The following is a 12,413-nucleotide window of genomic DNA, read 5'->3' on the forward strand; positions in this document are numbered from 1 at the left end:
CGACGGCCCTCGCCACGGTCCGCGCCCGCCCAGACGCAACGTCATACGGTACGCACCTCGACCGCGATTTTCCCGAATTTTCCGCGCTGCGCAAGTCGCGTGCGGTCCTGCACCTCGCCGGCGAGTTGACCGCACGCGGCATCGATGTCGTCGCCGCGCGTCTTGCGCACGGTCGTCACGAGGCCCGCGTCGAGCAGAATTTGCGCAAAGCGCTTGATCTGCGGGTCCTTCGAGCGCAACAGGCCGGATTCGGGAAACGGATTGAAAGGAATCAGATTGAATTTGCACGGCACATCGCGCGTCAGTGCGACCAGCTCACGCGCATGCGCCTCGGTGTCGTTCACACCGTCGAGCATGCAGTACTCGAACGTGATGAAATCGCGCGGCGCGACTTCCAGGTAGCGCTCGCACGCGCCCATCAGCTCGCGTAACGGATATTTCTTGTTGAGCGGGACGAGGACATCGCGCAGCGCGTCGTTCGGCGCATGCAGCGACACCGCGAGCGCCACCGGCAACTCCTGGCCCAGGCGATCCATCATCGGCACGACGCCCGAGGTCGACAACGTGACACGACGACGCGACAGCCCGTAGGCATTGTCGTCGAGCATCAGGCGCATCGCCCCCACGACATTCTCGAAGTTGAGCAGCGGCTCGCCCATGCCCATCATCACCACGTTGGTGATGACACGCTCGTTCTTGCCCTCGCGCCCGAGGTCGCGGCGCAATGCGAATTCGGCCATCCACAATTGACCGATGATTTCGCCAAGCGACAGATTGCGTGAGAAACCCTGCTTGCCGGTAGAACAGAACCGACAGTTGACGGCGCAGCCCGCCTGCGAAGAGACGCAGAGCGTGCCACGCGTTTCCTCAGGGATGTAGACGGTCTCGACGGCATTGCCGTTACCCACGTCCAGCAGCCACTTGCGCGTGCCGTCAGCCGACAGGTGGTCGGTGATGACATCGGGCGCGGCGATCGTCGCACGCGTATGCAACTTCTCGCGCAACGACTTGGCCAGATCGGTCATGCCGTCGAAATCGGCGGCGCCCATCTGGTGGATCCAGCGCTGGAGCTGGCGGGCACGGAACGGCTTCTCGCCGAGCGAGCCGCAATAGGCGGCCAGACCGTCCGGATCGTAATCAAGCAGATTCGTAAGGTTGGTCATGACCTGGTCCGTCAACATCCCTTCGATAACTTCCTGCCATTGAGCAGCCAGACGCGGATTATCGCGCGTAGACGTTCATGCCCGGGAAGAAGAACGACACTTCCACGGCAGCCGTTTCGGCGGCGTCCGAGCCGTGCACGGCATTCGCGTCGATGCTGTCGGCGAAGTCGGCGCGGATCGTGCCCTTCTCAGCCTTCTTCGGATCGGTCGCGCCCATCAGGTCGCGATGCTTCGCCACGGCGTTCTCGCCTTCCAGTACTTGGATCATGACCGGGCCCGAGACCATGAAGTCGACCAGATCCTTGAAGAACGGGCGCTCCTTGTGCACGGCGTAGAATTGCTCGGCTTCGGCGCGCGACAGATGCACCAGCTTGGCAGCAGCGATCTTCAGGCCCGCGTTTTCGAAGCGGCTATAGATCTGGCCGATCACGTTCTTGGCAACGGCATCGGGCTTGATAATCGACAAAGTGCGTTCGACTGCCATGAAAAACTCCAAAAAATTAAGCAGTTATACAATCAACATGAACCCGTGATTGTAGCACGAAGGCTGTTATGATGGGGGATGGAACCTACAGCGCGCGCACCGCTCAAACGCAGGACGGCCGGGACGATCCGGCTTTTCGCGAAGTCATGATCAGCGCGGAATACCGCCACCTTCCCAACATGGAAAGGTCGGGCAACGGCGCGGCGGATTGAAATTCGGGCATTCGCCCCGACATTTTAAGCACCGTCCGAGCACTTTCCTCGCCATCTTTCGGTATCCTGTGACTTCGACGACGGGCCGGATGGATGGCTGCGGGGGATCGACTGGCGACAAGCCGGTCGTCGTAAGCGTCAAGCGGCGCTTGCCGGCCCCGCCGGCGGGCACAATGACCACGGAGAACACAAGATATGAACCAGGATTTCCAACGTTTCGGCTACGGCGGGACGCGCAACGTCGCGACCGCGCAGGTGCGCAACAAGGTGCTGCGCAACACGTACTGGCTGCTCGCGCTGTCGATGCTGCCGACGATTGCGGGGGCCTGGCTGGGCGTAAACTACGGCTTCGCGCTGTTCGCGGGCAGCCCGATGGTCAGCATGATCGCGTTCCTCGCGATCGCATTCGGCTTCATGTTCGCGATCGAGCGCTTCAAGAACAGTGGCGTCGGTGTCGCCTTGCTGCTCGGCTTCACGTTCTTCATGGGCCTGATGCTCACGCGTCTGCTGAGCTTCGTGCTGGGATTCTCGAACGGCGCCTCGCTCATCATGCTGGCGTTCGGGGGTACCGCCGTGATTTTCGGCGTGATGGCAACCGTCGCCACGGTCAGCAAGCGTGACTTCAGCGGACTGGGCAAGTGGTTGTTCATGGGCGTGCTCGTGATCCTGCTGGCCTCGGTCGCCAACATCTGGCTGCAACTGCCGGCGCTGATGCTGACGGTTTCGGTGATCGCCATCGCCATTTTCTCGGCGTACATCCTGTTCGACGTGCAGCGCGTCGTGAACGGTGGCGAGACGAACTACGTCACCGCAACGCTCGCGATTTACCTCGACCTGTACAACATCTTCGCCAACCTGCTCGCCATCCTCGGCGTGCTCGGCGGCAATCGCAACTGACGCGACCGACAGGCGGCGCGGGCATCCCCGCGCTACCTCCGGAGGCAAAAAAAGCCAGTCCCTCGGGACTGGCTTTTTCTTTGATCGACGCGTTCCGGCGATGCCGTACGCAGGCCTTCGCCCGGCCCACCTCGATCCGCCGAGCGCCTATCTCACGCATGCACCGACTGACGCTCGGCCGTCACGCGCGATCAAGCCTTGTCGTGAATCACGCCATCACCACCGGTAGCACCGGCGATCGCCTCTACCCCCTCATCGTCCTGATCGGCGGGGGCATCCGACGCCGACACCCGAACGCTCGGCACCCACGGCTGACCGATGCTCTCGTGCTCGAACACGGCCATTGACTCGACGTGCGACGTGTGAGGGAACATGTTCACCACCCCCGCCAGTGTCAGTCGATAGCCCGCTTCGTGCACAAGCACGCCCGCGTCGCGCGCCAGCGTTGCCGGACTGCAGGACACGTAGACGATGCGCTTTGGCAGGCCGTCATAGCCCTGCTGTGCCAGCTCAGCGAGCGCCTTCGACACCGCCAGCGCCCCTTCGCGCGGCGGATCGATCAGGTAGCGGTCAAACGCGCCCAACGCCCGAATATCCTCCGGCGTGATGTCGAACAGATTCCGGCACGCAAATTCAGTACGTTCGGCCACACCATTACGCTGCGCATTCGCGAGCGCGCGCTCCGTCAGCGAGGTGCTGCCCTCGATCCCCATGACGGTGCCGGCGCGGCGCGCCAGCGGCAGCGTGAAGTTACCCAGACCGCAGAACAGATCGAGCACGCGCTCATGCGACGTCGGCGCCAGCAGACGCAACGCGCGATGCACAAGCACGCGATTGATCTGATGGTTGACCTGCGTGAAATCCGTTGGCTTGAAGGGCATCCGGATCTGATATTCCGGCAGGGTGTAATGCAACTCCGGATCCAGCGGATAGAACGGCACCGCCGTGTCCGGCCCCTTCGGCTGCACCCAGAACTGCACGCGATTCGCATCCGCGAAGGCGCGCAAAATGTCTTCGTCCGCCGGGGTGAGGGGCTCGAGAATACGCAGCACGAGCGCCGTCACATCGGCGCCGATAGCCAGCTCGATCTGCGGCAGGCGTTCGCGAATGGACAACGACTCGATCAGACGGCGCAGCGGCACGAGCATGTCGGAGATGTGACGCGGCAGCACTTCACACGAGTCCATATCGACCACGTAGCTGCTCCTGCGCTCATGGAATCCGATGAGCACGCCCCCCTTTTTCGGCACGTAGCGCACCGTCAGACGTGCACGGAAACGATAGCCCCAGTCCGGCCCCTGGATGGGCCGCAGGATGGCTTCCGCCCTCACCTTGCCCAGACGCGCCAGGTTGTCTTCGAGCACACGCTGCTTGATGGCGATCTGCGCCCGCGGTTCGAGATGCTGCATCGAGCACCCACCGCATTTACCAAAGTGCGGGCACTGCGGCCTGGCACGCATCGGGCTCGCCCGCAGCACGTCCACGGCTTCGGCCTGCTCGAACTTGGGCTTGCGGCGATAGCTGAGATAGGTGACACGTTCACCTGGCAGCGCGCCTTCGACGAAGATCACCTTGCCGGGTTTGTAGTCCGGCGCGCCCGGCTCGCCCTCGGGCGCGGTACGGCCCACGCCGCGCGCCTCCATGTCGAGCGATTCGATGTCGATGATACCGGGCTCGGCAGCCGGCCGGCCGCGCGAGGAATTTCGGGAGGAGCGGGTCACGTCGTTGTTCTCATATGCGACAGCAAACCGAGCATTTTAATCGATTCGCCCGCCACCGATGCACCGCTCGTTCGCACAGCCCCGACCTCATCCCCCTCAACCGCCACAAACCCGGACGATCACGCCCAGGCGGCGAGATATTCCTTCCAGTGCGGCGCCGCTTCCTCTTCGAGCGAACGGCGCACAAACTCGACCTCCTGCTCGTACTCTGCCTGGTGCAAACCGCCTCGCATCAATTGATAGCGACAATAGACGAGATATGTGTTCACCACGTCCGTCTCACAATAATTGCGAATCTCCTCAAGCTTGCCGGCACGGAATGCTTCCCAGACCTTGCTGCCGTCCATGCCCAGCTTGCCGGGAAAACCGCACAGCTTGGCCAGGTCGTCGAGTGGCGCGTTTGCGCGGGCCTGATACATCGCCAGCAGATCCATCAGATCCAGATGGCGATGGTGGTATCGGCTGATGTAGTTGTTCCACTTGAACTCGCGATCGTCTTCGCCCATGTCCCAGTAGCGCGGCGCGGCAATGCCGTGAATCATCGCGCGGTAATGCAGCACGGGCAGATCGAAACCACCGCCATTCCACGACACGAGTTGCGGCGCGTACTTTTCGATCGTGCGATAGAAGCCGGAGACGAGCGCTCCCTCACCATCGTCGAGCGTCCCCAGGGACTTCACGCGAACGCCGTCGCGGTCGCGAAACACGCACGAGATCGCCGCAACGCGTTGTAGGTGCAACGGCAGGAAGTCGTGTCCCACTTTTTCGCGGCGGGCGGCAAACGCAGCGTCGGCCACGGCGTCGTCGGACAGCCCGGCATACGCCGGTTCGAGCTTGCGCAGGCCGTCGATGTCGGGAATCGTTTCAATGTCGAAGACGAGGACAGGAGATGGCATGGTAAGAATCTGAAGTGAGAATCAGCGCGCGCCGCCATGAGACGGCGACGCCATGGAATCCCGCCCCCAACGACGCGCTCAGCGTCCCACGGCGGCGGTCGTCAACATCGATGCCTCAGAGCACGGCGTCCTTGCGCACCCCATTGGATGCGAAATAGCGCTTGAGTTTGACGAGTGCCTCTTGCTGGATCTGACGCACGCGCTCGCGGGTCAGCCCCATTTCGTCGGCCAGCTCTTCTAGCGTGGCAGGCTCCACGCGATTGAGTCCGAAGCGACGCTCGATGACGTAGCGATGTTTGGTCGACAGCCGCGAGAGCCACAGGCGCATGAGGTCTTCCAACTCGCGATGCTGCACCTCCTGCTCGGGGGCTTCACTGTGATCGTCCGAGAGCAGGTCGAGCAGGCTACTGCCAGGATCGATTTCGAGCGGCGCGTCGAGCGATGCCACATGCTCGTTGAGCGCGAGAATGTCGGTGATCTCTTCGGGCGTCTTGCCCGTCAAATCCGCAATGTCTTCAATACTCGCATCGCGCTGCTCGCCACCGTCGACATATGCCGCACTTTTTTCGAGGTGACGCTTCGCGCGCAGCACCTGATTGAGTTCGCGAATCACGTGCACCGGCAGACGCACAGTGCGCGCCTGATTCATGATGGCGCGCTCGATACTCTGGCGAATCCACCACGTGGCATAGGTTGAGAAACGGAACCCGCGACCCGGGTCGAACTTTTCGATCGCGTGCATCAGGCCAAGATTGCCCTCCTCGATCAGGTCGAGCAGTGGCACACCGCGATTGAGATAGCCCTTGGCAATGCTCACGACGAGGCGCAGATTGCGCTCGATCATGACCTGACGTGCGGCAAACTCGCCCGACTGGGCACGCGTGGAGTAATCGAGTTCTTCCGCGGGTGTGAGCAGCGGCTTGACGCTGATACGGTTGAGATAGTGCTGGACGGTATCGGCCGTGAGTTCGGCTTGCAGCACCGTGCCGAAGTCCTCGGCGGCGGCTGGCTTGCGCTTGCGGCCGGCCGCGCCCTCTTCGGCAGCATCGGACGACAGTGCGTCGCCATCCTCCGCCTCGCGCTCGTCGAAAGCGTCGTCCACGTCCTCGTCCTGCCGGGATTGCCGATCGTCGACTTCCTGATCGGGCTCCGGGGCAGAGAGGCCTTCCTCTTGCGAAGTGCGACGCTTTCTCTTGAGCATTCGACCCTGCCTAGTTTATTGAGGCGGCAAATACTTCATCGGATCCACAGGCTTGCCGTCGCGACGCACCTCGAAGTGCAACATGACACGATCGGCATCCGAGTTGCCCATTTCGGCGATTTTCTGACCCCGCGCGACGGAGTCGCCTTCCTTGACCAACAGTGTGCGGTTGTGCGCATACGCCGTCAAGAAGGTAGCGTCGTGTTTGATGATGACGAGGTTGCCATAGCCGCGCAGGCCAGCGCCCGAATACACGACTTTGCCCGCACCCGCGGCATAGACAGGCTCGCCGAGGGCCCCCCCGATGTTCAGCCCCTTGTTCTTCGAATCGTCGAAGCGGCCAACGACACTGCCCTTGGCCGGCCACGAGAGTCGCAACTCGCCGCTCGACACGGCGGACGGTGCGGCCGAAGCCGACGCGCTGGCCGGCGGCGTCACGACTGCCGGCGGCACCGATGCCGGATTGTTGCTGGCGAGCGGCGCCGGCAACGGCGTGCCGGTATCCCCCGCGGGCGGCTTCACACGCAACACCTGGCCGACCTCGATCTGATCCGGATTCTGGATATTGTTCCAGCGCGCGATGTCGCGATAGTTCTGACCGTTCTCCAGCGCGATGCGATAGAGGCGATCGCCGGGCTTGACGCGGTAATACCCGGCCGGCACCGGGGTATTGTCAATGACAGGCGCTGCACCTGGCGCACTACTGTCGGTCGCCACACTGCCCACGGTACGGTCGACGACCGGTGCCCCGACTTGTCGCGATGCGCACGCTGCCAGCATGCTCAGCAACAGGACACTGGCGACGCGTTGTTGGAAACCCGCTCGCAAATTCACTCAAATCCTCCGCAGAATAGGCCCGTCGGGCTTAGATGATGCCCGATTTTAAGGGGACGAATAACACCCTATCAAGCTGCGTCTCGCGCCACTGGCGCGCGCCGGTGCGCTCGATGAGGGTCAAAATCTGTTGCTCGCCGCCCACCGGGGCGACGAGGCGTGCGCCAACGGCAAGCTGATCGATCAGCGCGTCCGGTATTTCCAGTCCGGCGGCGGCAATCACAATGCCGTCGAACGGCGCAACCGCCGGCAGCCCCAACCGCCCGTCACCGTAGTGCAAGCGGATATTCGGCACCCGCAGCGGTCGCAAGTTGGCCTTGGCGCGCTCATGCAGCGGACGAACGCGTTCGATCGAGTAGACGTCGTGCGCCACGCACGACAGGACCGCCGCCTGATAGCCGCAGCCGGTGCCGATTTCCAGCACCTTCTCGAGCGGACGCCCGCCGGCGAGCAGCAACTCGATCATGCGCCCAACGACCGATGGTTTGGAAATCGTCTGTCCGTGACCGATCGGCAGTGCGGCATCCTCATAAGCCTGATTGGCGAGCGCGGCATCGACAAATCCATGACGCGGCACAGTGGCCAGCGCCGCCAGCACGCCCGGATGTTTGACGCCCGATGCTGCCACGCGTTCAGCCATTCGCGTGCGCACCCGCTCCGACGTAAGTCCGATGCCATCCGGCGAATTCCCGAGTGCCGAGGCACTCGCGCGCCCCGTTGCGCCGGCTGAAACCCGGGTGGGCGTGGCGCCACGCACCGCGACCTTGCCGCCGACGATGCCGATTGCACCGACTGCCGCGCCCGGCTGGGCATACCCCGAACGCGTCGTCTTGACGGTCGGTCGCGGCACGTTTTTCGCCGCATGTGGCCCCGGCTGCACGTGGGGCGCGGATGCGGGTCGCGCAAGTCCTTTCGGTACGACCGCGTGCGGCGTTTGTGCGCCGCCGGGACGCGCTGACGCGCCCGCCATTGGCGTCGCGGCAGCGCGCAGCGTGCCGTGCGGATTGGAGGAAGGACCACCGCCTGTCGGCGTCTTCCCGTTCCCTTGACCCGCAGGCGCCGCAGCACGCGTCATCGCGGCGGGCGGTGCGCCGGCGGGACTGGCCCGCGACGCCTTGTCGAGCACCGGCGCCTCGCGCTGCCGGCGGGCCATCACATCGGCCAGAGGGAGAGGAAATCGCTTTGGCGGTGTCGTCATCGTTGTGTCACCCCTGCGCTGGCCAGCCAGTCATGCACGACGCCCAGTCGTGCGGTGTGCGTGAGATCCAGTTGCAAGGGGGTGACCGAGACGTAATCGTGCGCCACGGCGTGAAAATCAGTGCCTTCGCTGCTGTCGCGCGCGTCGCCGGCCGGCCCGATCCAGTAGATCGTTTCGCCGCGTGGACTTTCCTGACGAATCACCGGCTGCGATTGGTGTCGCTTCCCAAGTCGCGTTGCCAGTGCACCCTTGAGGCGATCGTAAGGCACGTTGGGGATATTGACGTTCAACAGGAAGGGCGCACCCAGCGGGCGCTCCATGTACCGCTCGACGACTTCGCGCGCGACGCGCGCCGCGCTGTCGAGATGATCCCAGCCCTTATGGACTTGCGAGAACGCGAACGAAGGAACCCCGAAGAGAAAACCCTCGGTGGCCGCCGCCACCGTCCCGGAGTACAACGTGTCTTCGCCCATGTTCTGGCCGTTGTTGATCCCGGAGACGACAATATCGGGGCGTTCGTCGAGCAGTCCGGTCAGCGCCACGTGCACGCAGTCGGTCGGCGTGCCGTTGATGAACGTGAAGCCGTTGCCCCCCTTGAATACCGAAAGCGGCCGTTGAAGGGTCAGGGAATTGGACGCACCGCTACAGTTCTGTTCGGGCGCCACCACGGTAATGTCGCCAAGCGGTGCCAGCGCTTCGTAAAGCGCGGCCAGGCCGGGCGCCTGATACCCATCGTCGTTGCTGAGCAGGATTCGCATGCGGCAATTGTAACCGAGGAAAGGTACCCGGATATGACGCCATCACAGCATTACGCGCGTCGTTGCGGCGATTCGATGACCACAGAACGGCCACGGATCCGCCACAAATCTGCCGTGGTTCCGTCACGCTCGCCGGCGACAACACCCGCCCCCGGCGAGTGCGCGTTACATCTTCTCGGTCTCGCCTGCCTGCGGCTGCCAGACGAGCAAACGCCGCTCGACCACACCGACGAGCCCGTCGAGCACCAGGGCGAACGCCGTCAGAATCAGTACCCCGGCAATCACGGCGTTGATGTCGAACGTGCCTTCCGCTTGCAGGATCAAGTAGCCGACGCCGCGCGCCGACCCCAGGTATTCCCCGACCACCGCCCCGACGAACGCGAGCCCGACCGAGTTGTGCAGGCTGGAGAACACCCAGCTCGTGGCGCTCGGCAGGTACACACGACGCAGCAACTGGCGCTGATTCGCGCCCAGCATGCGGGCATTCGCCAGCACCACCGGGCTCACTTCCTTCACGCCCTGATACACGTTGAAGAACACGATGAAAAACACCAGCGTCACGCCCAGCGCGACTTTCGACCAGATGCCGAGCCCGAACCACACGCCGAAGATCGGCGCGAGGATCACGCGAGGCATCGAGTTGGCCGCCTTGATGTACGGATCGAACAGCGCGCCGGCGCTCGGCGAGAGCGCCAGCCACAGTCCCACCGCCAGCCCGAACACGGTGCCGATGGCGAACGCGAGCACGGTCTCGAGCAGCGTGACACCGAGATGCAGATAGATCTCCCCGCTGGCGAACCACTGCCAGACCTGGAGCAACACCTTCTGCGGCTCACCAAAGAAGAAAGCCGCCTTGTCGGGGCTATCGAAGTAGAACGCGGGCAGCAGCGTCGGACTCGTGAGGGCGTACCAGACGAGAAAAGCCACTACCAGCAGCAGCCATTGCCACAAGCGCAAGTGCCGCATGATCGAACGATTACGCATGACGAACGAATTCCGGGAAGATCAGACAAGCCAATCGAACAAGCCAAAGCCATCCGGCAAATCGAAGCCATCCAGCCAGTCCAGCCGTTGCACCCAGCCGCACCCGCCGATCGGAAAGCCTGCGATTTGCCACATGACGTTTCAGACTGCTTTCAACTGTTGCGCGTAGCCCTTGAGCACCTCCTCGCGCAGCACGTCCCAGATCTGGGCATGCAACTCGGTGAAGCGCGCATGATTGCGAATTTCCGCCACGTCGCGCGGACGCGGCAGATCGATGCGGAACTCCCCGATGGGGTGCGTGCCGGGCCCTGCCGCAAGCACCACGACACGGTCCGACAGCGCAATGGCCTCGTCCAGATCGTGGGTGATGAACAGCACCGCGCGGCGCTTGGCCGCCCACAACTCGAGCAACTCGTTCTCCATGAGCTGACGCGTCTGGATATCGAGCGCCGAGAACGGCTCGTCCATCAGAATGATGTCCGGATCGAGAATCAGTGTCTGCGCCATCGCAACACGCTTGCGCATGCCGCCCGAGAGCTGGTGCGGATAGCGATCGCCGAACCCGCCCAGCCCAACGCGCTTGAGCCACTCATGCCCGCGTGCCTTCGCATCCTCGGCGGATACGCCACGGAATTCGAGACCCGCGGTCACGTTGTCGATCGCGTTGCGCCAGGGCATCAGCGCTTCGGCCTGGAACATATAGCCGGCGCGCGAATTGATGCCCCTGAGCGCCTCGCCGAACACCTTGACGCTGCCGGACGATGGCGTCAGCAGCCCGGCAGCGACGTTGAGCAACGTCGACTTGCCGCATCCCGTCGGGCCGACGACCGAGACAAACTCGCCCGGCGCAATGTCGAGCGAGGTATCCGCCACGGCCGTGTAACGCTTCGAACGGTCGTCTCGCGCGACGAACGTACACGTAATGCTGTCGAAACTCAGAGCCGGCGCTGTCATCATTTGTACTTGGCGTCGGCCTTCTTCGTGAATTCGTTCGTGAACGTCTTCGACAGATCGATCGGCTTGCCTTTGACCGTCTCGTCGAATGCCTGCAACGTGCGCAGCGCGGTGGCCGGGCCATCAGCGGGAATCATGCCGTCCGGGGAAATGGCTTCCTTCACGCGCCCCCAGGCATCCAGGTACAACGCGCGGTCGCCCAGCAAATAGGCGTCGGGCACTGTCTTGATGATGTCCGCCGGCCCGGCCGTCTGAAGCCAGCGCAACGCACGCACCATGGCATTGGTGAGTGCCTGCGTCGTATTCGGATTTTTTTGGATGAACGATTCGCTCGTGTACAGACACCCCGCCGGCATATGGCCACCGAACAGCGACACGGTTTCCTTGAGCGTACGCGTATCCGAGATCACGCGGATCTCCTTGTCGCGCTCGAGCATGGTGATGACCGGATCGAGATTGACGATGGCGTCGATATTGCCGGAGCGAATCGCGGCGAGTGCACCGGACGACGCGCCGACGCCCACGAACGCCACCTCGTTGGGCTTGATGCCCCCCTTGGCCAGCACGAAGTTCGCCATGATGTTGGTGGACGACCCGGGCGCCGTCACACCGATCTTCTTGCCACGCAAATCCGCCAGCGACTTGTAATTCGGCATCGTCTTGTTCGACACGCCGAAGACGATCTGCGGCGCACGCCCCTGCAGCACGAATGCTCGGATGAACTGGTGTTTCGCCTGCAACAGGATCGTATGTTCGTAAGCGCCCGACACCACATCGGCGCTACCGCCCACGAGCGCCTGCAGGGCCTTCGAGCCGCCAGCGAAATCCGAGATTTCGACGTCGAGACCTTCGTCCTTGAAATAATTCAGGCGTTCGGCAATCGTGAGCGGCAGGTAATAGAACAGGTTCTTGCCGCCGACCGCGATCGCGACCTTGGTCTTCTCAGGTTTGCCCTGGGCGAAGCTGGGGCGAATGCCTGCGCCGATCAAACCGGTGGCGGCCAGTGCCGTAACGAACTGACGTCTTTGCATGGTGCTTGTCTCCGTGGTTGCAACGTTTTTTCTTGGTGTGACGTGCTTGTTCACGAGCCGCAGACGGTGCCGCGCCCCGC

General features: G+C 63.2%; 13 protein-coding genes. 2 read left to right on the forward strand and 11 right to left on the reverse strand.

Annotated elements, in window-relative coordinates; all coding sequences use genetic code 11:
- Positions 1-41 precede the first annotated feature (41 nt).
- Both rlmN and ndk read right to left on the reverse strand, forming a co-directional pair.
- Positions 42-1,163, reverse strand: coding sequence for a dual-specificity RNA methyltransferase RlmN (rlmN, locus tag PTE31013_RS08000; protein WP_150612301.1), 1,122 nt, complete (start codon positions 1,161-1,163; stop codon positions 42-44).
- Between the two features lie 58 nt (positions 1,164-1,221).
- On the reverse strand, positions 1,222-1,647 hold the full coding sequence (gene ndk, locus PTE31013_RS08005; protein WP_017231638.1) for a nucleoside-diphosphate kinase: 426 nt from the start codon (positions 1,645-1,647) through the stop codon (positions 1,222-1,224).
- A gap of 68 nt (positions 1,648-1,715) precedes the next feature.
- On the opposite strand from ndk, the gene PTE31013_RS24755 reads away from it, so the two are divergent.
- A complete protein-coding gene (locus PTE31013_RS24755; RefSeq protein WP_174978486.1) occupies positions 1,716-1,859 on the forward strand; it encodes a hypothetical protein in 144 nt (47 codons plus the stop codon).
- A gap of 195 nt (positions 1,860-2,054) precedes the next feature.
- Positions 2,055-2,756 (forward strand): Bax inhibitor-1/YccA family protein, encoded by a 702-nt coding sequence (locus tag PTE31013_RS08010; RefSeq protein WP_150612302.1) that lies wholly within the window; start codon positions 2,055-2,057, stop codon positions 2,754-2,756.
- Between the two features lie 191 nt (positions 2,757-2,947).
- Here the strand turns inward: PTE31013_RS08010 and rlmD are convergent, their stop codons facing one another.
- The 9 genes from rlmD to PTE31013_RS08055 form a co-directional block, all read right to left on the reverse strand.
- Complete coding sequence (rlmD, locus tag PTE31013_RS08015) at positions 2,948-4,477, reverse strand: 23S rRNA (uracil(1939)-C(5))-methyltransferase RlmD (RefSeq protein WP_425495548.1); 1,530 nt, start codon at positions 4,475-4,477, stop codon at positions 2,948-2,950.
- Positions 4,478-4,596: 119 nt separating this feature from the next.
- Positions 4,597-5,373, reverse strand: a complete 777-nt coding sequence (locus PTE31013_RS08020) for a 3'-5' exonuclease (protein WP_150612303.1) — start codon at positions 5,371-5,373, stop codon at positions 4,597-4,599.
- A 115-nt stretch (positions 5,374-5,488) separates the two neighbouring features.
- Positions 5,489-6,574: an RNA polymerase sigma factor RpoS gene (rpoS, locus tag PTE31013_RS08025; RefSeq protein WP_150612304.1), complete on the reverse strand. Its 1,086-nt coding sequence runs from the start codon at positions 6,572-6,574 to the stop codon at positions 5,489-5,491.
- Positions 6,575-6,589: 15 nt separating this feature from the next.
- Positions 6,590-7,354: a peptidoglycan DD-metalloendopeptidase family protein gene (locus PTE31013_RS08030; RefSeq protein ID WP_246174251.1), complete on the reverse strand. Its 765-nt coding sequence runs from the start codon at positions 7,352-7,354 to the stop codon at positions 6,590-6,592.
- A gap of 85 nt (positions 7,355-7,439) precedes the next feature.
- On the reverse strand, positions 7,440-8,606 hold the full coding sequence (locus tag PTE31013_RS08035; protein WP_150612306.1) for a protein-L-isoaspartate(D-aspartate) O-methyltransferase: 1,167 nt from the start codon (positions 8,604-8,606) through the stop codon (positions 7,440-7,442).
- Positions 8,603-9,364: a 5'/3'-nucleotidase SurE gene (gene surE / locus PTE31013_RS08040; RefSeq protein ID WP_150612307.1), complete on the reverse strand. Its 762-nt coding sequence runs from the start codon at positions 9,362-9,364 to the stop codon at positions 8,603-8,605. Before surE ends, PTE31013_RS08035 begins: the two co-directional genes overlap by 4 nt.
- Before the next feature lie 165 nt (positions 9,365-9,529).
- On the reverse strand, positions 9,530-10,348 hold the full coding sequence (locus PTE31013_RS08045) for an ABC transporter permease (RefSeq protein WP_150612308.1): 819 nt from the start codon (positions 10,346-10,348) through the stop codon (positions 9,530-9,532).
- A 141-nt stretch (positions 10,349-10,489) separates the two neighbouring features.
- Positions 10,490-11,302, reverse strand: a complete 813-nt coding sequence (locus PTE31013_RS08050; RefSeq protein WP_150612666.1) for an ABC transporter ATP-binding protein — start codon at positions 11,300-11,302, stop codon at positions 10,490-10,492.
- The gene (locus tag PTE31013_RS08055) at positions 11,302-12,333 is read right to left on the reverse strand and encodes an ABC transporter substrate-binding protein (protein ID WP_150612309.1); all 1,032 of its coding nucleotides are present in this window, start codon (positions 12,331-12,333) and stop codon (positions 11,302-11,304) included. Before PTE31013_RS08055 ends, PTE31013_RS08050 begins: the two co-directional genes overlap by 1 nt.
- Between the last annotated feature and the right edge of the window lie 80 nt (positions 12,334-12,413).

Origin of the sequence: Pandoraea terrigena, assembly GCF_902459705.1 — a bacterium.
Taxonomy (GTDB): Bacteria; Pseudomonadota; Gammaproteobacteria; order Burkholderiales; family Burkholderiaceae; genus Pandoraea; species Pandoraea terrigena.